Origin of the sequence: Catellatospora paridis (genome assembly GCF_009720365.1) — a bacterium.
GTDB classification, from domain to species: Bacteria; Actinomycetota; Actinomycetes; order Mycobacteriales; family Micromonosporaceae; genus Catellatospora; species Catellatospora paridis.
This window is the reverse complement of sequence record NZ_ML769314.1, coordinates 433,908-456,757: the sequence shown is the minus strand read 5'-3', so window position 1 is coordinate 456,757 and position 22,850 is coordinate 433,908. Positions and strand designations below refer to the sequence as shown.

Here is a 22,850-nt window from a genome sequence, read left to right as displayed (position 1 = left end):
GCTCGCCGTCTCCGCCGACCACCCATGTCGTACCGGACGTTTAGCGTCCGGTCTGTGCCGTCCCCGTCCCAGGTGCCGTCCGCGCGCCCCGCCGCGCCGCGTGACCGATTCGAACAGCCGACCCTCGACGGCATGCTGGCCGACCCGCTGCAGCTCGACCTGCGGCACACCACCTTCGTGGTGCTCGACCTGGAGACCACCGGCGGCGCGCCCGACGGCGGCGGTATCACCGAGATCGGCGCGGTGAAGGTACGCGGCGGTGAGGAACTGGGCTCGTTCGGCACGCTGATCAACCCCGGGGTGCCGATCCCGCCGTTCATCACCGTGCTTACCGGCATCACCACCGCGATGACGATCGAGGCTCCGCCGATCGAGGCCGTGCTGCCCTCGCTGCTGGAGTTCCTGTCCGGCGCGGTCCTGGTCGCGCACAACGCGCCGTACGACACCGGATTCCTGAAGGCGGCCTGCGCCGCGCACGGCTACCGCTGGCCGAACCCCCGGGTGGTGGACACCGTCGCGCTGGCCCGCCGGGTGCTGCTGCGCGACGAGGTGCCCAACAACAAGCTGGGCACCCTGGCCGCCTACTTCCGGGTCGGCGACCAGCCCAACCACCGCGCGATGGACGACGCACGAGCCACCGTGGGGGTGCTGCACGCGCTGATCGCCCGGCTCGGCGGCCACAAGGTGCACACGCTCGGCGACACCATCGAGTTCGTCAAGGCGGTCGCGCCGGTGCAGCGGGCCAAGAAGCACCTGGCCGAGAACCTGCCACACGCGCCGGGGGTGTATCTGTTCCGGGCCGCCGACGACCGCCCGCTCTACGTCGGCACGTCCAACGACATCGCCACCCGGGTGCGCAGCTACTTCACCGCGGCCGAGCGCCGGGCCCGGATCAAGGAGATGCTCGGCGCGGCGGTGCGGGTGGACGCGGTCGAGTGCGCCCACGCGCTGGAGGCACAGGTCCGCGAGCTGCGGCTGATCGCGGTGCACGCACCGCCGTACAACCGGCGCTCCAAGCACCCGGAGCGGGTGCAGTGGCTGAAGCTGACCGCGGAGGCCTTCCCGCGGCTGTCCGTGGTCCGGCAGCTGACCGCCGACGGCGCCGCCTACCTGGGGCCGTTCGCCGGGCGGGCGACGGCGCAGGCGGCGGTGGACGCGATCCACGAGGCGCTGCCGCTGCGGCAGTGCACGCCCCGGCTGTCGGCGCGCAAGGCCTCGCCGGCCTGCGCGCTGGCCGAACTCGGCAAGTGCCCGGCGCCCTGCCAGCTCACGATCAGCGTCGAGGAGTACGACACCCTGGCCGCCGCGCCGCTGCGGGCCGCGTTCGACGGCGACCCGGACGCGGTGGTGGATCCGCTGCTGGCCCGCATCCGCAAGCTGTCCGACGCGCAGCGCTACGAGGACGCCGCGGCGGTGCGCGACCGGCTCGCCGCGTTCCTGCGCGCAGCCGTGCGCATGCAGCGGCTGTCCGCGCTGACGTCGATCGAGGAGCTGATCGCGGCTCGGCGCACCGAGCGCAACGCGTGGGAGATCGCCATCGTGCGGCGGGGCCGGCTGGCCGCCGCGGCGACCGCCGAGCCGGGCGTCCATCCGCGACGGACCCTGGACGTGCTGCGACCCACCGCCGAGACGGTGCTCGCCGCGCCCGGCCCGACGCCCGCGGCCACGCCCGAGGAGACCGAGCGGATCCTGGACTGGCTCGAACGCCCGGAGACCCGCCTGGTGGAGGCGACGTCAGGCTGGGCCTCCCCGGCCCGCGGCGCGGCGCGCTGGAAAACGCTCCTGCTCGGCGGCGCCCGGTAACGGGCAGCCCTGAACAGCCGAGTCGCCGACCCCCGCGGCGTCACTGTCGGCATACCCGTTCGGCCATTACTTGACCGAACGCATGAAAGGTCTTGACCATTCGGCTACGACGTTCGTTACTAGGCTATGGAGCGATATCCAGAGATCTCTCGGAAGTGGGCAGTCGTGACGGGGCGTCGAGGCCGCGTACGTGCCGCGCGACGCTCCACCTCCACGCGGTGAGGGGGGTGTCCTCAGTGGACGCGGAAGCCGCCACGGTGGCAACGGGGATTACGGTCACGGGCCGGGCCGGGGAGAGCTTGCTCACCACCCGGCTCAGAGCAATGCTCAGCTGGCCGAACATGCGCGAGCGGACACCGGCGCCCGCCGACCCGGTCACCGCTTTGATCAAGGCGCACCACCAGGTGCACTCCGGCTCCGACGTCGCCCTGCTGCGCCGCGCCTACCTGGTCGCCGAGCGGATGCACCGCGGCCAGATGCGCAAGAGCGGCGACCCCTACATCACCCACCCGCTGGCCGTCGCGGAGATCCTGGCCCACCTGGGCATGGACGGCACGACCCTGGCCGCGGCGCTGCTGCACGACACGGTCGAGGACACCAGCTACACCCTGGCGCAGCTGCGCGAGGACTTCGGCCCGGACGTCGCACACCTGGTCGACGGGGTCACCAAGTTCGACAAGGCGCACTTCGGCGCCCGCGCGGAGGCCGAGACCATCCGCAAGATGATCGTCGCCGCGGGGCAGGACATCCGGGTGCTCGTCATCAAGCTCGCCGACCGGCTGCACAACATGCAGACCCTCGATGCCCGCTCGGCGGCCTCGCGCGCCCGCATCGCCGGCGCGACCCGCGAGGTGCTGGTGCCGCTCTGCGATCGGCTCGGCATCCAGGCGCTCAAGCGCGAACTCGAGGACAAGGTGCTGCTCTTCCTCGACCCGGAGGAATACGAGCGCATCGACGGCATGGTCTCCAACCGCCCGGACTGGAACGACTACGTCCAGAACCTGGTCACGCTGGGCAGGGGCGCGCTGCGCAAGGAGAAGCTCGACGGCCGGGTGAAGCCGCGGCCGCGGCACTACTACTCGATCTGGAAGGACACCCAGCAGGCGGGCAGCCCGGTGCCGATGGACCTGCCCCGCATCGTGGTGATCCTCGACGGCGACGACCCCGACTGCTACGCCGCCCTGTGCGCGGTGCACCAGCAGTGGAAGCCGATCCCCGGCCGGTTCAAGGACTTCATCGCCGCGCCGAAGAACAACCTCTACCGCTCGCTGCACACCACGGTGCTGGGCCCCGGCGACCAGATGGTCGAGGTGCTGATCCGCACCGAGCAGATGCACCGCGCCGTGGAGTACGGCGTGGTCGCCCCGTTCCGCTACCCGACCCGCCCGTCGCGGCGCAGCGGGGCGCTGCGCGTGTTCAACCCGCGCACCGCGCCCCGGGAGGTCGCGCCCGCGCCGCGTCAGCACGGCGAGCACGCCTGGCTGCGCCGCGCGCTGGACCTGGAGCAGGCCGCGCCCGACGCGGTGCAGTTCGTCGAGACGCTGCGCTGCGACCTGGCCGAGCAGCAGATCCAGGTCTTCGCCTGGGGCCGCCAGCTGCTGCTGCCCGAGGGCGCGAGCCCGGTGGACGTGGCGTACGAGCTGGGCACCCGCACCGGCGACCGCTGTGTCGCGGCGACCGTGAACGGCGTGCTGACCCCGCTCAACGCCGCGCTGACCGACGGCGACGTGGTCGACATCCTGGTCAGCCGGGCGCGCAACCATCCCGGCCCGCGCCGGGAGTGGTTGGAGTTCGTCAAGGCCCCCAACGCGCGGCTGCGGCTGAGCCGCCGCTTCACCGACCCGGAGGTCGCCGCCGGCACCGTCAGCGACCGGCTGCAGCTCGGCCGGGCCGCGATCGGGCTGGCCCTGCGCCGCCGCGACCGGGCGCTCGCCGACGAGCAGCGGCTGATCAGCCTCGCCCAGGCGCTGGACTACCCCGATCTCGACACGCTGCTGATGGCGGTGGCCGAGCACCGGGTGTCCGCGGACACCATCGTCGACCAGCTCATCGCCAGCGTCGACAACCAGAACGACGCGGCCCGTTCGGCCCCGGTGAACGTGGTCGCCCCGCGCGGCGAAGCCGCTGCCACGCCGCCGCGACGCTCGTCGACTAGCCTGGCAAGGTGAAGAACGAGGAGCGCGCGCACGAGCCCCGCAGGGTTGTCCGGTGAACCGGCGCTCACCACTGCGGCTGAAGTTGGTCTCGTTCGGCTACGGCGTCTTCTACCGGATCCCGCCGCGCTGGCGTAACCGCATGGTGAAGCTGGTGACCGCCCGCTACTCGGTGGGCTCGGTGGTGCTCATCTTCGACAGCGAGGCCGACGGCCCGGAGCGCATCCTGCTGCTGCGCCAGCCGCCGGGCCGCGGCTGGACACTGCCCGCCGGGCTGCTGGAGCGGCGGGAGGCCCCGATCCTGGCGGCCTGCCGCGAGGCGGCCGAGGAGACCGGCATCCGGCTCACCCCCGACCAGGTCACCCCGGCGGTGCCGAACGCGGTGGTGCACCACCGCGGGCACTGGGTGGACATGGTCTTCACGGCCCGGGTGCCCGCCGCCCGCACCGCGCTCAGCGTGGACGGCGCGGAGGTGTGGGAGGCCCGCTGGTACGCCCTGGACGAGCTGCCGGTGGTGACCCCGGCCACGGCCCGGCTACTCGGCCACTACGGCATCGGGCCGGAGGCGCACCTGCGCGACGAGGTGGACGTGGCCCGGTGAGAGCCCCCGACGATGTCTGCGCCGTGGTGCTGGCCGCCGGGCTGGGCACGCGGCTGCGGCCGCTGACCATGCTGCGGCCCAAGGCCCTGGTCCCGGTCGGCAACGCGACGTTGCTGGACCGCACGCTCGAGCGGCTGGCCGAGGTCGGGCTGACCGGCCCGGACCGGGTCGCGGTCAACACGCACTGGCTGGCCGGGCAGATCGCCGAGCACGTCGACGGCCTGGTGCGGCTGTCCTTCGAGGAGGAGCCGCTGGGCACCGCCGGGGCGCTGGGCAACCTCCACGGCTGGATCGACGGTCGGGCGGTGCTGGTGCTCAACGCCGACGCGTATGTCGCGGCCGACGCCCCGGAGGATCTGGCAGCGCTGCTGTCCGGCTGGGACGGCAGGCGGGTGCGGATGCACGGCGTCAAGGCCGGGCTGCCCGACCCGTTCCACGGCTACAACTTCGCGGGCGCGTCGCTGCTGCCGGCCGCCGACGTCGCGGCCCTGCCCGACAAGCCGCGCGAACTGGTCCGCACCACCTGGCGTCCGGCCGAGCAGAGCGGGCGGCTCGACGTGATCGCGCTGCCCGGCCGCTACCTCGACTGCGGCACGCCCGCCGACTACCTCGCCGCCAACCTGCACGCCGCCGGCGGCGTGAACATGTTCGGCGACGATGTGCAGGTCACCGGCGAGGCGCACGGCAGCGTGCTCGGCGCCGGCTCCCGGGTGGACGGTGCCGTCCGCGACTGCGTGCTGTGGCCCGGCGCGTACGTCGCCCCGCACGAGAACCTGCACCGCGTGATCCGGGTAGGCCGGGACCTCACCGTCCCCGCGGCATAGCATGGCCCCGTAGGCCCGATACAATGATCATGAACTTGTGGCACGGGTCGACGGCGTGTCGCGGCCACAACTTCATGATCGACAGACGCACGACGCGAGGAGTCTCCGGTGATCACAGCGATCGTTCTCATCGACTGCGCGACCGACGCGATCCCGGAGGTGGCCGAGGAGCTGGCCAACCTGGAGGGCGTCAGCGAGGTGTACTCCGTCGCGGGCGGCGTCGACCTGATCGCGATCATCCGCGTACGCGAGTTCGACCACATCGCCGAGGTCATCGCGGGCGGCATCTCGAAGGTGCCCGGCGTGCTCAACACCGACACGCACATCGCGTTCCGCTCGTACTCGCGCCACGACCTGGAGCAGGCGTTCGCCATCGGCTTCTGAGCGCGCGCGTGACCCTCGCGGAGCGGCCCGCGTCACACCCGACGCTTCTTACTTGTGAGTAACGTCGCGGTCTAGGCTGCTGCCATGCAGCTCACCGTGGACCGCGGCAGCGACCGGCTCGGCGTCCAGCTCCACCCGGCGCAGGCCCCCGACGCACCCCTGGTCGTCATCTTCCCGGCGATGGGCGTGCCGGCCGGCTACTACACCCGCTTCGCGCACTCGCTGAACGAGGCCGGCCTCGGCGTCGCGGTGGCCGACCTGCGCGGCACCGGCACGAGCGCGCCGCGCCCTGCCCGGGACAGCCGGTACGGCTACACCGAGCTCGCCGACGACGTCGCCGCCGTCCTGGAGGCGCTGGCCGAGCACCGCGCCGGGCGGCGCACCATCCTGCTCGGACACTCGCTCGGCGGCCAGGTCTGCGTGCTGCACCTGGCGCGCGAAGCCGCCCGCGGGGCCGGGCACAGCGTGGACGGGCTGGTCCTGATCGCGGTCGGGCTGCCGTACTGGCGCGCCTACCCCCGGCAGCGGCTGGGCGTGCTGGCCATGACGCAGTTCGTCAACGCCGTCTCCGCGCTGCTGCGCGTCTGGCCCGGCTGGGGCTTCGGCGGCCGCCAGGCCCGCGGCGTCATCAAGGACTGGGCGTACACCGCCCGCCACGGCCTGTTCCCCGCCCACCTGGGCGCGGGCGCGGGTCTGTCCGAGGTCGACCTGCCGGTGCTCGCGATCAGCGTCGACGACGACCAGTACACCCCGCCGGAGACCACCGACCACCTGGTCGCCGCGCTGACCGGCGCGAAGGTCCGCCGCGACCACCTCAGTTCCGCCGACGCCGCCGCACCCCTGGACCACTTCAAGTGGGTCAAGGCGGGCGCGGCCCTGGCCCCCCGCATCACCGCCTGGCTCCCGATCCGCCACTGACCACCCGCCGTGACCGGCGCGGGCAGGATCCGCACCAAGGTCTTTCGACTTGCCAGGCACCTGGGCGAATGCGGGCCCAAGATACGCACAGGTGCCGGGCAAGTCCGACGATCAAGAGGCGGAGCGGGGCGTCAGGCCGCGATGGGCAGGGTGGCGTAGCCGCGGAAGCCGAGGCGGTCGCGGCGAGTGGGCACGCCCGCGGAGCGCAGGTGGGGCAGCTTGGCCAGCAGGAGCGGGAAGGCGACCTGGGCTTCCAGGCGGGCCAGCGGCGCGCCCAGGCAGTAGTGGGCGCCCGCGCCGAAGGACAGTGACGGCACCGACGGGCGGTCCGGCAGGAAGCTGTCCGGCGCGGTGAAGCGGCGCGGGTCCCGTCCCGTCGCGGCGAGCACTACCAGCAGTTCGGTGCCTTCGCGCAGGTCGACTCCGGCCAGCTCGGTGTCCTGTCCGACGTACCGCGAGGTCACCTGCACCGGCGGGTCCAGGCGCAGCATCTCCTCGACGTACGCCGGGGACAGGTCCGGGTCCGCGCGCAGCCGGGCCAGGTGCTCCGGCCGGTCGAGCAGCATGGCCAGGCCGTTGCCGAGCAGGTTGGTGGTCGTCTCGAAACCGGCGACCAGCAGCAGCACCAGGTGCGCGACGAGTTCCGCGCCGCCGATCCGGCCGTCCGCGCCCGCCGCCAGCAGATCACTGATCATGTCGTCGCCCGGTTCGCGCTGCCGCCGCGCCAGCAGGTCGACGAAGTACTCCGCCAGCTCGTCGCTCGCGGCGTCGGCGCGGGCCAGCTCCTGCGGGTCGCCCGCGAACACCTCCAGGGCCAGGGTCAGGTCGTGGGCCCGCGGCCGGAACCAGTCCCGGTCGGCGGCGGGCACCCCGAGCAGGGCGCAGATCACCGACACCGGCAGCGGATACGCCACCGTGTCCATGAAGTCCACCGGCCCGCCCGCGGCCGCGATCGGCTCGATGAGCTCCTCGGCCAGCGCGGTGACGTCGGCGCGCAGCGCCGCGACGCGGCGGGCGGTGAAGGCCGAGCCGGCCAGCCGGCGCAGCCGGGTGTGGTCGGGCGCGTTGTGCCACAGCATGGTGCGGCTCAGCCACTGCCAGGAGGCGACGGTGCGCCAGCCGGGCATCGCCCGGTCCAGCGCGACGGCGTCGGTGACCCGGCACGAGGCGTCCCGCAGCACCTGGTCGGCCTCGGCATACCCGGTGACGACGGCGAACCCGTCGCCCAGCGACGCCACCGGCCCGGCCGAGCGCAGCCGCTCGTAGTGCGGGTAGGGATCGGCTCGACCCGCCGTCGTGGCCAGTGCCTGCATCGCCGCCAGTGCGTCCTGCATCGCCGCTCCCCCATCGTCGCCGTCCCTGAGCGAAGACTACGACGGGCGGGCACGCCGAACGCCGTGCCGCCGGGGCGCGGTGGGTGTGCCTGGGTCAGCGGGGCATGAGCGACATCGGGCGGCAGCCCGTGCCGGTGTGCGTCGACGCGCAGCAGTTCACGGACCACGCGCGGTTGAAGATCGCGTGCCGGGCGACACCCTGCGGAACGGCGGGCCTGCGCACTGCCGGTGCGGTGCCCGTGCCGCGGTTGCCGTCCTGGTATGCCGTGAACATGTACTGCCTCCTGGGGTGGGTCGAACGAGTCACGACTATGCCATGGCGCGCCTTCAAGATCCGTCCGGAACGGCGCGTACACCCGTGTGACCGTGCCCACGCGACCGCCCGGCACGACGAAGGGGCACCCGCCGTGGCGGATGCCCCTTCGTCGTGAAACCGTTGCCGGATCAGGGTTTGCCGGAGGTGACTTCCTCGCGCGGCTGCTCCTCCTGCTGCGGCGGTGCCGGCTGCTCGATCGGCCGGAAGAAGCCGCGGACGGCCGGCCCCAGCGCGCCGAGGCGGTTCATCTTCTTCGGCACTGTCCAGCCGACGTACGGCAGGTCGGTGTGGCCGTGCTCGTCGGGAGCGACCAGCGGCTGGTGCACCTCGACGAACCGCCCGTCCGGCAGCCGCTTGATGATGCCGGTCTCGACGCCGTGCGCCAGCACCTCGCGGTCGTGCTGCTGGAGCCCGAGTGAGAGACGGCGGGCGAAGTAGTACGCCAGCGGCGGCAGGATCAGGATGCCGATGCGGCCCGCCCAGGTCATCGCGTTCAGGCTGATGTGGAACTTGTCGGCGACGATGTCGTTGCCGCCGGAGATCGTCAGCACCAGGTAGAACGCCAGCGCCATGGCGGCCAGACCGGTGCGGTCCGGCACGTCACGCGGACGCTGCAGCAGGTTGTGCGACTCGTAGTCCTTCTTCCAGCGCCGTTCGATCCACGGATACGCCATCGGCAGGACTGACAGGATGCCTGGCAGCACCACGGTCGGCCAGAACAGCGGTGGGATGTTGTATCCGAGGACCCTGATGTCCCAGGCGGGCATCAGACGGGTCGAGCCGTCGAGGAACATGACGTACCAGTCGGGCTGGCTGCCCGCGGACACCACCGCGGCCTCGTACGGGCCGAACAGCCAGATCGGGTTGATCTGGAACAGGCCGCCCATCAGCGCGATGACCGCGAAGACGAGCATGAAGAAGCCGCCCTGCTTGATGACGTAGCGCGGCACGAAGCGCTCGCCGACCACGTTCTTGTTCGTCCGGCCCGGGCCCGGCCACTGGGTGTGCTTCTGCACGAAGACCAGACCCAGGTGGATGCTGACCAGCGCGAGCAGGATCAGCGGCAGCAGGAACACGTGCAGGATGTACAGCCGGGACAGGATGATCTCGCCGGGGAACTCGCCGCCGAACAGCGACGTGGTCACCCAGGAGCCGATCACCGGGATGGACAGCATGATCGCCGAGGCGATGCGCAGGCCGGTGCCGGACAGCGCGTCGTCGGGCAGCGAGTAGCCGGCGAAGCCCTCGGTGAAGCCCAGCCAGAACATGCTCAGGCCGATGATCCAGTTGAGCTCACGCGGCTTGCGGAACGCGCCCGTCATGAAGATCCGGAACATGTGCACCACGATCGCGGCCATGAACAGCAGCGCCGCCCAGTGGTGCATCTGCCGCATGATCAGGCCGCCGCGCACGTCGAACGACAGGTCCAGCGCCGTCTCGTACGCCCGCGACATGCCCACGCCCTGCAGCGGCAGGTACGAGCCGTCGTAGTGCACCTCCTGCAGCGAGGGCTCGAAGAACAGCGCGAGGAACGTGCCGGTCAGCAGCAGGATGATGAACGAGAACAGCGCGATCTCGCCCAGCAGGAACGACCAGTGGTCGGGGAACACCTTGTTCAGCATGCCGCGCAACGGGGTCGCGACCGGCAGCCGGGTGTCCACCTCCTGCGCGGTCTTGCCCGGCAGGGCCTTCAAGTCAACCTTGCGACGCTTCATGGTCAGTCCTTCTCCCAGAACGCCGGCCCGACCGGCACCTTGTAGTCGCCGGTCGCCACGAGGAAGCCCTCCTTGTCCACGCTGATGGGCAGCATGGGCAGGGACCGCGTCGCCGGGCCGAAGATCGGCCGGGCGTTGTCGGTGATGAGGAACTGGGACTGGTGGCACGGGCAGAGCAGACGGTTGGTCTGCTGCTCGTACAGGCTCGCCGGGCAACCCGCGTGGGTGCAGATCTTCGAGTAGGCCACGAAGCTGCTCCAGGTGCTGCCCTGGTTGAGCGTGTACAGCTGGCCGTTCAGCTTCGCCGCGTCGTCCTCCCGGAGGTGGATGAGCAGCGTCGGCGAGTCGGCGTAGTGGTTGGTGGCTCCGCCCGGGATGTTCGGGAACACCGTGATCTGACCACCGGTGCTCACCTCCTCGGGCCGCACCAGCGTGCCGTCGTCGTGCATCAGCCGGATCGGGTTCTGCGGCGTGGCGCCCGCGAAGCCCGTCTTGAACAGGATGTCCGGGTGGTGCGGGTCCTTGATGAGGGCGCCGATCGGCACGGCCGCGGCCGCCAGGCCCAGCGGGGCCAGGCCGAGCAGCGACCACTTCAGGATCGGACGCCGGCCCAGGCCCATCTCGTCGCCGAGGTACTGCAGGGTGGTGCCGGTGAGCTTCTGCTCCTCCGGCGACGACGGGCCGTCGTGCCGCTCCTGGATCGCGATCTCGTGCGGGAGCAGCTTCTTGCCCCAGGTCAGGATGCCCAGACCGACGCCGACCAGGGCCAGGCCCAGGGTCAGGCCGAGAACCGGGGTGTAGTACTTGCTGGCGTGCGGGCCGAGCTGGTACTCCCACGGCCACCAGATGAAGGCGATCACGAACAGCGTCGACATGATGCCGGTGAGCAGGAAGAAGAAGGCGACGATGCGGGTCATGCGCCGCTCGCCCTTCGAGCCCGGCGGGTACTGCGCCTCGTAGTGGACGATCTCCACGCCGTCGCGCCGCGCGCCCTCGCGCACGATGTCGAACCGGGTCAGGTTCGGATTGTCCAGGTCGACGCCCGCGGCGTCGCGCACCTGGGTGTTCGTGTCACTCATGACTTACCCGCAATCCACAGCGCTGCGAAAACCAGAGCCACGACGCCGACCAGGAAGATGGCCAGGCCCTCGGTGACCGGGCCGAACCGGCCGAGGCCCCAGCCGCCCGGGTCGCTGTCGGTCTTCAGGTTCTGCACGTAGGCGATGATGTCGAACTTGTCCTGCGGCGACAGTTCGTTGTCACCGAAGACCGGCATGTTCTGCGGTCCGGTGAGCATCGCCGCGTAGATCTGCCGGTCGGTGGCCGGCTCCAGGCTCGGGGCGAACTTGCCGCTGGACAGCGCGCCGCCGCCGCCGGAGAAGGCGTGGCAGGACGAGCAGTTGATCCGGTACAGCTCACCGCCGCGGGCGATGTCGCCCTTGGACGCGAAGTCCTCGCCCTCCGGGAGCTGAGGGCCGCCGCCCAGCTCCTGGATGAACGCACCGAGCTGCCGGGCCTGGTCCACGGTGTATTGCGGGTCCTTGCGCTCGGCCTGCGCCTCCTGGCGGGCGGCCGGCATGCGGCCCGTCTCCACCTGGAACTCGACGGCCGCAGAACCGACGCCGATCAGGCTCGGACCGCGGCCGGGCACGCCCTGCGCGTTCGCGCCGTGGCAGGTAATGCAGCTCACGTCGTACAGCGCCTTGCCGGCCTCGGCGGCCGGGGTGAGCGGGGCGGCGCCCTGGGCTCCGCCGGGCGCGACGATCGCGTAGATGCCGCCCGCGAAGACCAGCGCGGCGAACATGCGCAGCGCCGAGTTCAGCCGCCGGCGTGCTCGGCCGCGCTGCTTGGGCGCACCCGCCGCCGGGCGTGGGGTGTCTGGTGTCATGGCCGAGCTCACATCCGCTCCAGCAGGTAGATCATGAAGAAGAGGCCGACCCAGACCACGTCGACGAAGTGCCAGTAGTACGACACCACGATCGCCGAGGTCGCCTGCGCCGGCGTGAACCGTCCCATGGTGGTGCGGATCATAAAGATGATGAAGGCGATCAGACCGCCTGTCACGTGCAGGCCGTGGAAGCCCGTGGTCAGGTAGAACATCGACCCGAACCCGTCAGCGTTGATCTTGATGCCCTCGCTGACCAGCACGCGGTACTCGTTCACCTGGCCGAGCACGAACGTCAGGCCCATCAGGAACGTGATGGTGAACCAGAGCCGCAGCCCGTACACGTCACCCCGCTCTGCGCGCAGCACGCCGATCTGGCAGGTGATGGAAGACAGCACCAGGATCGTCGTGAAGAACACGGCGTACGGGAGATTGAGCACGTGGGAGTGCTGGATCCACTGGTCGTAGTCCGCGGCGCGGATCGCGAAGAACATCGCGAAAAGCGCTGCGAAGAACATGAGTTCGCTGGAGAGCCACACGATCGTCCCGACGCTGACCATGTTGGGCCTGGTCAGGGAGTGGATCCTGCTCTTGTCGATGGCTGAGGCGGCAGTCACGCGGTCATTATTGCCCCCTACCTGCATCGGTGAGCGTCGGGGTGCCTGGTTGGCGGCGTGTCGCGACCCGGCGAAGTGCCGCCGCCGCCGACGGTCTAGCCTCGGGTGGTGCCGCCTGTCGATCATTTCATCGCGCTGACCTCGAACGTTGCGACCTTGACCGCGGAGACTCCGCCGTTCACGGTGGCGACCCTGGTGACCGGGGCCCGGCTCGACTCGTGGCTCGCGGTCGGTCTGCTGCTGGCGGGTGCGCTTTATCTCTACGGAACGCACCGGCTGCGCATGCGCGGCGACCGGTGGCCGGTGGGCCGCACCATCGCCTTCCTCGGCCCCGGCCTGGGCACGCTGGCCCTGGTCACGGTGAGCGGCATCGGCGGCTACGACACCACACTGCTGTCGGTGCACATGCTGCAGCACATGGCGCTGTCCATGGTCGCGCCGATCTTCCTGGCGCTGGGCGCGCCGGTGACGCTCGCCCTGCGTACGCTGCCCGCGCGCCCCCGCCGCACCCTGCTGGCGGCGCTGCACAGCAAGGTCGCCGCGGTGCTGGCGTTCCCGCTGGTCGCGTTCGGCATCTTCGTGGCCAACCCGTTCGCGCTGTATTTCACCAGCCTGTACGAGCAGACCCTGCGGCACGAGTGGCTGCACGAAGTCATGCATGCGCACTTCATCGCCACCGGCTGCCTGTTCTTCTGGCCCCTGCTGGGCCGCGACCCGCTGCCGGGACGCTGGCCGTATCCGGCCCGCGCGCTGCTGATGCTGTTGAGTGTCCCGTTTCACACCGTGCTCGGGCTCACCATCATGCAGCAGAAGAACCTCCTCGGCGGCGACTGGTATCCATCGCTGAACCTGTCCTGGATGGACCCCTGGGCCGACCAGGTGACCGCGGGCGGCGTGCTGTGGGCGGGCGGCGAGCTCGTCTCGGTCACCATGCTCGCGGTCCTCGTCGTCCAGTGGATCAAGCAGTCCCGCCAGGAGGCCGCCCGCATCGACCGCCAACTCGACCGCGAGGAGGCCGCGCAGGCCGCCGCCGAGGCCGCCGCAGCGGCCGGGTCGGCGGCCGGTACGGCGGCCGGGTCGGCACAGGCCGACGCGGACGGCGCACCGCACGACCACGAGATCACTTCACCGCTTAGGATGAGCGCATGAGTACCAAGACCGTCCTGCTCTACAGCGACGACCCGCAGGTCCGCGACCGGATGCGACTGGCCATCGGCGAGCACCCGGCACCCGACCTCGAGGTCGAGTTCGTCGAGGCGTCCACCTACGGCGAGTGCGTCAAGCTCGTGGACGACTACGAGATCGATCTGCTGGTGCTGGACGGCGAGGCGACTCCGGGCGGTGGCCTGGGCGTGGCGCGTCAGCTCAAGGACGAGATCGACGAGTGCCCGCCCTGCTGTGTCGTCATCGCCCGCTCGGCCGACCGCTGGCTGGCGGCGTACGCCCGCGTCGACGCGACGCTGATGCACCCGCTCGACCCGATCGAGACCGCGAAGGTCATCGCTCCGCTCCTGAACGACGACTACGTCGTGGCCGCCTGACGAGAGCACCGCGCGCCACGCCCTTCACCCCTGGAGGCCCGATGGGCGACCGGAACACCTGGCCCCACCTGCTCGGTGCGCTGCTGCGCCGGGAGGAGCTCACGCCGGACGACACGGCCTGGGCCATGGGCGAGATCATGTCGGGCGTGGCGACACCGGCGCAGATCGCCGGGTTCGCGCTGCTGCTGCGGGCCAAGGGCGAGACCGCCGGCGAGGTGTCCGGCCTGGTCGCGACGATGCTGGCGAACGCGGCCCCGCTGCCGCAGACCGACGAGCAGCGCAGCGCCACCCTGGACGTGGTCGGCACCGGCGGCGACCAGGCGCACACGGTCAACATCTCGACGATGTCGGCGATCGTGGCCGCCGGCGCCGGGGCCCGCGTGGTCAAGCACGGCAACCGGGCCGCATCCTCCTCCTGCGGCACCGCCGACGTGCTGGAGTTCCTGGGCATCCCACTGGACCTCACCCCGGAGCAGGTGTCCGCCGTCGCCGAGGAGGCCGGCATCACGTTCTGCTTCGCCGCCACGTTCCACCAGGGCCTGCGCCACGCCGGCGGGGTGCGCCGCGAGCTGGGTGTGCCCACCGCGTTCAACTTCCTCGGCCCGCTGACCAACCCCGCCCGGCCGCGCGCGGGCGCGATCGGCTGCGCCGACGTCCGGATGGCCGGGGTCATGGCGCAGGTGTTCGCCGATCGCGGTGACACGGTCCTGGTGCTGTGCGGCGAGGACGGCCTGGACGAGTTCACCACCGCCGCCCCGACGCGCCTCTGGGTGGCTCGTGGCGGGCAGGTCACCCCACTCACCGTCGACGCCGCCGACCTCGGTGTGGCCCGATCCGCCGCGGGCGACCTGCGCGGCGGCGACGTGTCGCTCAACGCCGAGGTGGTGCGCCGCCTGCTGGGCGGGGAGACCGGCCCGGTGCGCGACGCCGTCCTGGTCAACACGGCTACCGGGCTGACCGCCCACGACTGGGCGGTCAAGGGCGTGGGCCCCGCCGACCCGGACACCCTCGTCGAGGAGCTGACCGACGCGCTGCACGCGAACATGCGCCGCGCCGCCGAGGCCGTCGACTCCGGCGCGGCGTCGGCCGTGCTGGAGCGCTGGATCGCCGCCGCGGCGGCCGCGAAGTACGCCGAATAGCGCCGACATACGAAATGAAACCGGCCCCCTCCGATGCGGAGGGGGCCGGTTTCATTTGCTTTCGGTACGCGGGAATCAGTGCTCCGCGGTGCGCCGGGTGCCGGTGTAGTACTCGAACAGCATGGCCGAGGTGGACAGCAGCACGCACACGATGCCGAGCCCGATCAGCCACCACATCCAGAACACCAGACCGAGCGAGGCGATCAGCGCCGACAGCGCGATGCCGAACGGCCAGTAGCTGCCCGGGCTGAAGAAGCCCAGCTCGCCGGCGCCGTCCGCGATCTCCGCGTCGAGCCGGTCCTCCGGTCGCGGGTCGATGCGCCGCGAGACGAACCAGAAGTATCCGCCGCACATCGAGCACAGCAGGAACGACAGCACCAGCGCGGTGGTGCCGATCCACTCGACCCCGCCCATGGACAGGTCGGTCCACCAGCCGTACACCACCGCGACGACGATCAGGAACAGCGCCACGCCGACGAAGATGCGGTATTCGGTCTTCATGTCTCCAGCCTCAGTTCGCGGTGCGCAGGGTCGGGAACGGCTCGGTCGTCGTGGCGTAGGGGACCTCGCCGATCGCCGTCAGCGCCTCCGGAGTGCTCTTGCCCGACTTCAGCGCCGCCACGAACTGCGCGTACTTCTCCGGCGTCACGGCCCGCAGCTCGAAGTTCATCATCGAGTGGTACGTGCCGCACAGCTCGGCGCACCGGCCGACGTAGCTGCCCGTCTGGATGACGTTCACTTCGAACTCGTTGATCACGTTGCCGGGGAAGACGTCCCGCTTGAACAGCAGCTCCGGCACCCAGAACGAGTGGATGACGTCGTTGCTGTGCTCGATGAAGCGCACCGTCTTGCCGGTCGGCACGACCACGACCGGGATGTAGTTGCTGTCACCGGGCGTGCTCTCCACCCTCTCGGCGTCGAGGCCGGGGTTGGAGAGGTAGTTGAACTGCCAGTTCCACTTGAACGCGACAACCTCGACGGTGGCGTCCGGGTTCTTGGTCAGCCTGTTCACGTCGGTCTGCACGACGGCGGTGTAGTAGAACAGCACCGCGATCACCAGGAACGGCAGCACCGTGTACAGGATCTCGATCGGCAGGTTGAACCGCGTCTGCGTGGGCAGCTCGGCGTCACCGCGCTTGCGGCGGTAGGCCGCCACGCACCAGAAGATCAGACCCCACACGAAGACGCCCACCGCGAGAGCCGCGACGACCGAACCGACCCACAGGTCGTACATCCGCTCGGACTGCTCGGTGATGCCGCCCTCGGGCCAGCCGAAACCGCCGAACGCCTCGCCGACGTTGCACCCCGCGAGCAGCGTCACGGCGACGACCGACATCGCGCTCAAGCCGACGGTTCGCCTGCGGGCTCGTGTTGCGACCACCTGCTCCTGCCTCCCTTAGCAGCGCCACCTTCGGACGCACCGGTGAGGGGCGTGACCGACGGTCGCAGAGTACTTCACCCCGGGGCTCCGGCCGGGCCTGGGGTCGGCCCGGTGATCCGGCGTGTCCGCGGGAACTGGTGGCGGCGACGACTGCCGTCACCGCTAGATCACGATACCGTCGAGGGGTGGGAGATCCCCGGCAGGCCGGACCAATCGATCAGGGCGAGAACGTCCGTGGTGTGTATTTCGATGCGGCGACCGCGACGCCGCTGCACCCGGCCGCGCGCGAGGCGCTGCTCGGCGCGCTCGACGACGGCTGGGCCGACCCCGGCAAGCTCTACACCCAGGCCCGCCGCGCGCGCCTACTGCTCGACGCGGCGCGCGACACGTTCGCGCAGGTCCTGGGCGTACGCCCGGACGAGGTGACCTTCACCGGCAGCGGCACCACCGCGGCGCACGCCGCCGTCCTGGGTGGACTGGCCGGCCGCCGTCGCGCCGGGGCGGCCCTGGTCCGCTCCGCGATCGAGCACTCCGCCGTGCTGCACGCCGGAGAGCGGCACGTCCGCGCCGGCGGCACCGAGGCGGAGGTGCCTGTGGACCGGCTCGGCCGGGTCGACCTCGACGCGTGGGCGCGGGCGGTGTCCGCCCCCGGTGTGGCGCTCGCCTCACTGATCAGCGCGAGCCACGAGGTCGGCACGGTGCAGCCCGTCGCGGCCGCCGCGGCGGCGTGCCGTGATTGCGGCGTGCCGCTGTATGTCGACGCCGCACAGTCACTGGGCCGGATGCCCGTGCCGGACGGCTGGTCCCTGCTGTCCGGCTCGGCCCGCAAGTGGGGTGGTCCGCCCGGTGTCGGCCTGCTGGTGGTGCGTAAAGGCACCCGGTGGGTGTCGCCCTACCCGGCTGACGACCGGGAGTCCGGCCGCTTCCCCGGCGCACCCGACCTGCCCGCGATCATCGCGGCGGCGGCGTCACTGCACGCCGTGCACGAGACCGCGGCGCAGGAGGGCAAGCGCCTGTCGGAGCTGGTGGACCGGGTCCGCACGACCGTCGCGGCGACTGTGCCCGACGTGGAGATCGTGGGCGACCCGGTGGACCGGCTGCCCCACGTGGTGACCTTCTCCTGCCTGTACGTCGACGGTGAGGCGCTGCTCACCGCCCTGGACCGGCGCGGCTTCGCGGTGTCGTCGGGCTCGGCCTGCACGTCCTCGACACTCCAGCCGAGTCACGTGCTGGCGGCGATGGGCGTGCTGACCCACGGCAACATCCGGCTGTCGCTGCACCGCGACAGCACCGCCGAGCAGGTCGACCGGTTCCTGGCCGAACTGCCCGGCATCGTCACCGCGCTGCGGGCGGAGGTGGGCATGTGAAAGCCGACACCCCGGTCGACGTGCTCGACTGCCTCGGGCAGCGCTGCCCCCTGCCGGTGATCGCGCTGGCCAAGCGGCTGCCCACGATGCCCGTCGGCGCGGTCGTCCGGGTGCTCGCCGACGACCCGGCCGCCGCCGTGGACATTCCCGCCTGGTGCCGCATGCGCGCCCAGGAGTACCTCGGCGCGGTCTCCGTCGACGGCTCCCCCGCCTTCGACGTCCGCCGCCTCACCTGACCCGCCCCGCCCCGCCCCGCCCCCCGCCCCGCCCCGCCCCGCCCCGCCCCGCCCCGCCCCGAATAGACGTTGGCCTATCCAGGTGAGAAATTCGCGATCATTCTCAACCAGATAGGCCAACGTTTATGTAAGAGCCGGGCGGGAACGGCGTCAGTTCAGGTGCGGGCGGATGTCGGCGGCGGCGTCCTCGCCATAGGACTCGGCCAGCCGCTTGAGGAAGTTGTCCGGCTCGACCTCGTACTCCTGCGTGCCGACGGTCTCCAGGACGAGGGTGGCCAGCAGTGCCCCGACCTGCGCGGCGCGCTCGAGGCCCAGCCCCCAGGACAGCGCGGCGAAGAAGCCGGCGCGGAAGCCGTCCCCGACGCCGGTCGGGTCGTACACCTGGATCTCGCGGGCGACCGGCACCCGGATCGGCGCGAAGCCGCGGCCGGTGATCTGCACGCCGTTCTTGCCGAGCGTGGTGACCCGCACCTTGACCCGCTCCAGCACCTCGTCCGAGGTCAGGCCGGTCTTCTGCTCCAGCAGCGAGTTCTCGTACTCGTTGGTGAGCAGGTACTCCGCACCGTCGATGAGCTGGAGCACCTGGTCGCCGCCCATGCGGGCCAGCTGCTGGGACGGGTCTGCGGCGAACGGGTACCCGCGGTCGCGGCACTCCTGCGAGTGGCGCACCATCGCCACCGGGTCGTTCGCGCCGACGATGACCAGGTCGAGGCCGTCGAGGCGCTGGTGCACCGGGGACAGCTCGATGTTGCGGGCCTCGCTCATGGCGCCGGCGTAGAACGAGGCGACCTGGCACAGGTCCTCGTCGGTGGTGCAGACGAAGCGGGCGGTGTGCGCCACCTCACTGACGTGCACCGAGTCACAGTCGACGCCGTGGCGCTCCAGCCACGAGCGGTAGTCGGCGAAGTCCGCGCCGACCGCGCCGACCAGGGCCGGCCGCAGGCCGAGCTTGGCCATGCCGAAGGCCATGTTCGCCGCCACGCCGCCACGCCTGATCACGAGGTCGTCGACCAGGAAGGACAGCGAGACCTTGTCCAGCTGGTCGGCGATGAGCTGGTCCGCGAAGCGGCCCGGGAAGTGCATCAGGTGATCCGTGGCGATCGATCCGGTAACGCAGATCTTCATGGTTGACCTTCAGGTCGGCGAAAGATGGGCGCGGAAAGCGTACCGGTTGGCGGGCAGACGACAGCGGCACTCCGGCGGGGCCGGAGTGCCGCTTGTGTCGTCGCCCACATCGGGCGGCGTGAAGCTCAGTTGATCGTGCGACCGATCAGTGACCGTGTCGCCGGTTCCACCGCCGCTTCGCGTCAGTGGAACGAATCGCCGCAGGCGCAGGAGCCGCCGGCGTTCGGGTTGTCGATGGTGAAACCCTGCGCGTCGATGCGGTCGGCGAAGTCGACGGTGGCGCCTGCCAGGTACGGCGCGCTCATCCGGTCGACCACGACCTCGACACCGCCGAACTCCTGGACGATGTCGCCGTCGAGCTCGCGCTCGTCGAAGAAGAGCTGGTAACGCAGGCCGGAGCAGCCACCAGGCTGGACCGCGACCCGCAGCCGGAGGTCGTCGCGACCCTCCTGCTCCAGCAGAGCCTTGACCTTGCCGGCCGCGACCTCGGTGAGGTTGATGCCGGTGGCGTCCGTCTTGATGTCGGGCGTCGTCACGTGGTGCTCCCCAAGCGTGAAGTGCTGATAATCCTTCGAGGTAACGCTAGCGCGCTGCGGTTTGATTCCCCAGAGCGCCTCACTGGCTACTCGCCAGTGTGGTGTTGATGACTGCGCGGTGCGTGGGCCGCGCCGCGGCGTGCCGTTCCCGCCCGGCGTCGGTGGGGTGCACGAACACCCCACGCCGGTCGGAGGTGCAGAGCTGCCGCTCCACCAGCCCGTCCTTCTCCAGGCGGGCGACGGTGCGCGACAGCGCGCTCTGACTGAGGTGGATCTGCTCGCCCAGCTCCTGCATCCGCAGCCCGGTGCAGTCCTGCGCGCCGACCAGGCGGTCCAGCACCTCGAACTCGCTCATGCCGAGCTTGTGCTGCTCCTGCAGCGCGCTCTCCAGCGCGCACGAGAGCGCCGCGTACTGCCGGGACAGCTCTCGCCACGCCTTCACGGCCACCTCGTCGTGCATGCCGGGAGCTTAACATGCAGGTGCAGTAAATGTGAACGCATTTTATGCTTGCGCATTCAATGCACGTGCAACTAACGTACCCACCATGTCTTCCACCGCGACGCTGTCGCCACCTGCCCCTGCCTCTCCCCCTCCGGCCCCCGCGGACCAGCGCTGGACCCCGCGGCTGTGGGGCACGCTGCTGGTGCTGTGCGCGGTGCTCTTCCTCGACGGCCTCGACATCTCGATGGTCGGCGTCACCCTGCCGGCCATCCAGTCCGACCTCGGCCTGTCCACCGCCACGCTGCAGTGGATCGTCAGCGGTTACGTGCTCGGCTACGGCGGCCTGCTCCTGCTCGGCGGACGCACCGCCGACCTGCTCGGCCGGCGCCGGGTGCTGCTGATCGCCCTCGCCGTCTTCGCCGGCGCGTCCGTGCTCGGCGGTCTGGTCGAGGACGGCACGCTGCTCATCGCGACGCGGTTCGTCAAGGGCCTGGCCGCGGCGTTCACCGCGCCCGCCGGGCTGTCCATCCTGACCACGACCTTCCCCGAGGGGCCGGTGCGCAACCGGGCGCTGGGCATCTACACCGTGTTCGGGGCCAGCGGCTTCTCCTCCGGCCTGATCCTGGGCGGGCTGCTCACCGAGATCGACTGGCGGGTGACCTTCCTGCTGCCCGCGCCGCTGGCGCTGATCGCCCTGGTCGCCGGGCTGCGGCTCATCCCGCGCGACGGCAGCCGCAACCCCGGCGGCTACGACGTGCTCGGCGCGGCCACCTCGACCGGCGCACTGCTGCTGCTGGTGTTCACCGTGGTCAACGCCCCCGAGGCGGGGTGGACCTCGCTGCGCACGCTGGGCTCGCTGGCCGTGGTCGCAGGGCTCGCCGTCGCCTTCGTCGTGGCCGAGCGCACCGTCGCGCACCCGCTGGTGCGGCTGGGCATCTTCGCCAACCGCAGCCTGGTCCGGGCCGACCTCACCGCGATGGCCGTCTCCGGCGGCTACCTGAGCTTCCAGTTCATCGTCGCGCTGTACCTGCAGAACGTGCTGCAGTGGTCGCCGCTGCAGATGGCGCTGTCGCTGCTGCCCGCCGGCGTCATCGTGGCGAGCTCCGGCCCGCTGGTGGGCAGGCTGATCACGCGGTACGGCACCCGGCGGCTGATCGCGCTGGGCATGGTGGCGTTCGTCGCCGCGTACGCCCTGTTCCTGCGCGCCGGGCCGGAGCCGGAGTTCCTCACCGTGATCCTGCCGACCGCGCTGCTGCTCGGGCTGGGCTTCGCACTGTCCTTCTCCGCCCTGAACGTGCAGGCGACCAACGGGGTCGCCGACGACGAGCAGGGGCTGGCCTCCGGGCTGGTGCAGAGCTCGTTCCAGGTCGGCGGGGCGGTCGCGCTGGCCGTCACGTCGGCGGTGGTCGGCGGCGGGGCCATCGTGCCGGGCCGCCTGCCGGACACCTTCCTGGCCGCCATCGGCCTGGTCACCGCGATCTCCCTGCTCGGCCTGCTGGCTGCCGTGCTGGGCCGGCGCGACCGCACGTCCGCCGCCGACTCCGCCGGGGACCGGTTCCTCGCGCCGGACAACGCGGCCTGAACCGCCGCCCCCACTCAGAGAGGAACGCGTATGCGCGCACTGCTGGCCGACCGCTCGGCACCCGCCGGGCTGCGGATCGGCGACGCCCCGGATCCCGTACCCACGCCGCAGGAGGCGCTGGTCGAGGTCAAGGCGATCTCGTTCAACTACGGCGACGTGTCCCACGTCCGCGACCTGCCCGACGGCGCGGTCAGCGGCTGGGACGCGGCCGGCGTGGTGGTCGCCGCCGCGGCCGACGGCTCCGGCCCGCCCGTCGGCACCCGCGTGGTGACCTTCGGCCCCGGACCCGCCTGGGCCACCCGCCGCGCCGTGCCCACCGGCGAACTCGCGGAACTGCCGGAGGAGGTCGACTTCGGCGCGGCCGCCGCGCTGCCCGTGGCGGGCATCACCGCACTGAGCGCACTGCGCCGGCTCGGCCCGCTGCTCGACCGGCGGGTGGTGGTCACCGGCGCGGCGGGCGGCGTCGGGCGGTTCGCCGTCCAGCTCGGAGCGCTGGCCGGGGCGCATGTCATCGCGGTGGCCGGCCGCCCCGAACGGACCAAGGGGCTGCGCGAACTGGGCGCGGCCGAGGTCGTCGGCTCGCTCGCCGAGATCACCGAGCCGGTGCACGGGGCGCTGGACAACGTGGGCGGTCCGGACCTGGCCGCGCTCTGGGAGCTGCTGGCCGTCGACGGGGCGGTCATCTCGATCGGGGCGGCGTCGGGCGAGCCGACGGTGTTCCCGGCGTACTCCACCATCGGGCGGCGGCGTCGGCTGGAGTCGTTCATCGGCAGCGTCGCCGGTGGCAACGGACCGGACCTGGCATACCTGGTCGGCCTGATCGCCGCGGGCCGCCTTGATCCGCAGATCGGCTGGCGCGGCGGCTGGGACCGGGCGGCCGAAGCCGCCGAGGCCCTCCTCGCCCGCCGCGTCAACGGCAAGGCCATCCTCGACGTCACCTGACGCCCAGGA

24 protein-coding genes are annotated in these 22,850 nt (G+C 71.5%); 13 read left to right on the top strand and 11 right to left on the bottom strand.

Annotated elements, in window-relative coordinates:
- The first annotated feature begins 132 nt into the window (after positions 1-132).
- The 6 genes from F9C41_RS11160 (at position 133) to F9C41_RS11135 (ending at position 6,683) form a co-directional block, all read left to right on the top strand.
- Complete coding sequence (locus F9C41_RS11160) at positions 133-1,803, top strand: DEDD exonuclease domain-containing protein (protein ID WP_230689538.1); 1,671 nt, start codon at positions 133-135, stop codon at positions 1,801-1,803.
- Positions 1,804-2,144: 341 nt separating this feature from the next.
- Positions 2,145-3,971 carry a RelA/SpoT family protein gene (locus F9C41_RS11155; RefSeq protein ID WP_407924683.1) on the top strand — a complete coding sequence of 609 codons (1,827 nt, stop codon included), beginning with the start codon at positions 2,145-2,147 and terminating at the stop codon, positions 3,969-3,971.
- 40 nt (positions 3,972-4,011) lie between these two features.
- The gene (locus tag F9C41_RS11150) at positions 4,012-4,557 is read left to right on the top strand and encodes an NUDIX hydrolase (protein WP_155386620.1); all 546 of its coding nucleotides are present in this window, start codon (positions 4,012-4,014) and stop codon (positions 4,555-4,557) included.
- Complete coding sequence (locus tag F9C41_RS11145) at positions 4,554-5,381, top strand: nucleotidyltransferase family protein (protein WP_155386619.1); 828 nt, start codon at positions 4,554-4,556, stop codon at positions 5,379-5,381. Before F9C41_RS11150 ends, F9C41_RS11145 begins: the two co-directional genes overlap by 4 nt.
- Positions 5,382-5,489: 108 nt before the next feature.
- A complete protein-coding gene (locus tag F9C41_RS11140) occupies positions 5,490-5,765 on the top strand; it encodes an Lrp/AsnC family transcriptional regulator (protein WP_144121539.1) in 276 nt (91 codons plus the stop codon).
- A gap of 84 nt (positions 5,766-5,849) precedes the next feature.
- Positions 5,850-6,683 (top strand): alpha/beta hydrolase family protein, encoded by an 834-nt coding sequence (locus F9C41_RS11135; protein ID WP_155386618.1) that lies wholly within the window; start codon positions 5,850-5,852, stop codon positions 6,681-6,683.
- A gap of 131 nt (positions 6,684-6,814) precedes the next feature.
- Here the strand turns inward: F9C41_RS11135 and F9C41_RS11130 are convergent, their stop codons facing one another.
- From F9C41_RS11130 to ctaE, 6 genes are all read right to left on the bottom strand, one after another.
- Positions 6,815-8,017 carry a cytochrome P450 gene (locus F9C41_RS11130; RefSeq protein ID WP_155386617.1) on the bottom strand — a complete coding sequence of 401 codons (1,203 nt, stop codon included), beginning with the start codon at positions 8,015-8,017 and terminating at the stop codon, positions 6,815-6,817.
- A gap of 94 nt (positions 8,018-8,111) precedes the next feature.
- A complete protein-coding gene (locus tag F9C41_RS11125; RefSeq protein ID WP_155386616.1) occupies positions 8,112-8,291 on the bottom strand; it encodes a hypothetical protein in 180 nt (59 codons plus the stop codon).
- A 170-nt stretch (positions 8,292-8,461) separates the two neighbouring features.
- On the bottom strand, positions 8,462-10,048 hold the full coding sequence (gene qcrB / locus F9C41_RS11120) for a cytochrome bc1 complex cytochrome b subunit (RefSeq protein ID WP_155386615.1): 1,587 nt from the start codon (positions 10,046-10,048) through the stop codon (positions 8,462-8,464).
- A 2-nt stretch (positions 10,049-10,050) separates the two neighbouring features.
- Positions 10,051-11,127 (bottom strand): cytochrome bc1 complex Rieske iron-sulfur subunit, encoded by a 1,077-nt coding sequence (gene qcrA, locus F9C41_RS11115; RefSeq protein ID WP_155386614.1) that lies wholly within the window; start codon positions 11,125-11,127, stop codon positions 10,051-10,053.
- On the bottom strand, positions 11,124-11,936 hold the full coding sequence (qcrC, locus tag F9C41_RS11110) for a cytochrome bc1 complex diheme cytochrome c subunit (RefSeq protein WP_155386613.1): 813 nt from the start codon (positions 11,934-11,936) through the stop codon (positions 11,124-11,126). The genes qcrA and qcrC overlap by 4 nt, the downstream gene beginning before the upstream one ends.
- Before the next feature lie 8 nt (positions 11,937-11,944).
- A complete protein-coding gene (ctaE, locus tag F9C41_RS11105; RefSeq protein WP_155386612.1) occupies positions 11,945-12,550 on the bottom strand; it encodes an aa3-type cytochrome oxidase subunit III in 606 nt (201 codons plus the stop codon).
- Between the two features lie 129 nt (positions 12,551-12,679).
- On the opposite strand from ctaE, the gene F9C41_RS11100 reads away from it, so the two are divergent.
- The 3 genes from F9C41_RS11100 to trpD are packed head-to-tail and all read left to right on the top strand — an operon-like array spanning position 12,680 to position 15,230.
- Positions 12,680-13,699, top strand: coding sequence for a cytochrome c oxidase assembly protein (locus F9C41_RS11100; RefSeq protein WP_230689537.1), 1,020 nt, complete (start codon positions 12,680-12,682; stop codon positions 13,697-13,699).
- The gene (locus tag F9C41_RS11095) at positions 13,696-14,091 is read left to right on the top strand and encodes a response regulator (RefSeq protein ID WP_155386610.1); all 396 of its coding nucleotides are present in this window, start codon (positions 13,696-13,698) and stop codon (positions 14,089-14,091) included. Before F9C41_RS11100 ends, F9C41_RS11095 begins: the two co-directional genes overlap by 4 nt.
- A 41-nt stretch (positions 14,092-14,132) precedes the next feature.
- Complete coding sequence (trpD, locus tag F9C41_RS11090) at positions 14,133-15,230, top strand: anthranilate phosphoribosyltransferase (protein ID WP_155386609.1); 1,098 nt, start codon at positions 14,133-14,135, stop codon at positions 15,228-15,230.
- A gap of 75 nt (positions 15,231-15,305) precedes the next feature.
- On the opposite strand, the gene F9C41_RS11085 is transcribed toward trpD, so the two are convergent.
- Complete coding sequence (locus F9C41_RS11085; protein ID WP_155386608.1) at positions 15,306-15,731, bottom strand: cytochrome c oxidase subunit 4; 426 nt, start codon at positions 15,729-15,731, stop codon at positions 15,306-15,308.
- Positions 15,732-15,741: 10 nt separating this feature from the next.
- Positions 15,742-16,566, bottom strand: a complete 825-nt coding sequence (gene ctaC / locus F9C41_RS11080) for an aa3-type cytochrome oxidase subunit II (protein ID WP_155386607.1) — start codon at positions 16,564-16,566, stop codon at positions 15,742-15,744.
- 257 nt (positions 16,567-16,823) lie between these two features.
- Here ctaC and F9C41_RS11075 point away from each other — a divergent pair, with 257 nt between their 5' ends.
- Both F9C41_RS11075 and F9C41_RS11070 read left to right on the top strand, forming a co-directional pair.
- A complete protein-coding gene (locus tag F9C41_RS11075; protein WP_196279734.1) occupies positions 16,824-17,978 on the top strand; it encodes a cysteine desulfurase family protein in 1,155 nt (384 codons plus the stop codon).
- A complete protein-coding gene (locus tag F9C41_RS11070; RefSeq protein WP_155386605.1) occupies positions 17,975-18,214 on the top strand; it encodes a sulfurtransferase TusA family protein in 240 nt (79 codons plus the stop codon). Before F9C41_RS11075 ends, F9C41_RS11070 begins: the two co-directional genes overlap by 4 nt.
- 150 nt (positions 18,215-18,364) lie before the next feature.
- Here F9C41_RS11070 and F9C41_RS11065 read toward each other — a convergent pair whose 3' ends face one another.
- From F9C41_RS11065 to F9C41_RS11055, 3 genes are all read right to left on the bottom strand, one after another.
- Positions 18,365-19,339: a carbohydrate kinase family protein gene (locus tag F9C41_RS11065; RefSeq protein WP_155386604.1), complete on the bottom strand. Its 975-nt coding sequence runs from the start codon at positions 19,337-19,339 to the stop codon at positions 18,365-18,367.
- Between the two features lie 182 nt (positions 19,340-19,521).
- The gene (locus tag F9C41_RS11060; protein ID WP_155386603.1) at positions 19,522-19,875 is read right to left on the bottom strand and encodes a HesB/IscA family protein; all 354 of its coding nucleotides are present in this window, start codon (positions 19,873-19,875) and stop codon (positions 19,522-19,524) included.
- 79 nt (positions 19,876-19,954) lie between these two features.
- A complete protein-coding gene (locus tag F9C41_RS11055) occupies positions 19,955-20,335 on the bottom strand; it encodes a MarR family winged helix-turn-helix transcriptional regulator (protein WP_155386602.1) in 381 nt (126 codons plus the stop codon).
- Positions 20,336-20,420: 85 nt separating this feature from the next.
- Between F9C41_RS11055 and F9C41_RS11050 the strand changes: the two genes are divergently transcribed.
- Together F9C41_RS11050 and F9C41_RS11045 are read left to right on the top strand one after the other, a co-directional pair.
- Positions 20,421-21,899, top strand: coding sequence for an MFS transporter (locus tag F9C41_RS11050; RefSeq protein ID WP_155386601.1), 1,479 nt, complete (start codon positions 20,421-20,423; stop codon positions 21,897-21,899).
- A 30-nt stretch (positions 21,900-21,929) separates the two neighbouring features.
- The gene (locus tag F9C41_RS11045) at positions 21,930-22,841 is read left to right on the top strand and encodes a zinc-binding dehydrogenase (protein WP_155386600.1); all 912 of its coding nucleotides are present in this window, start codon (positions 21,930-21,932) and stop codon (positions 22,839-22,841) included.
- Positions 22,842-22,850 lie beyond the last annotated feature (9 nt).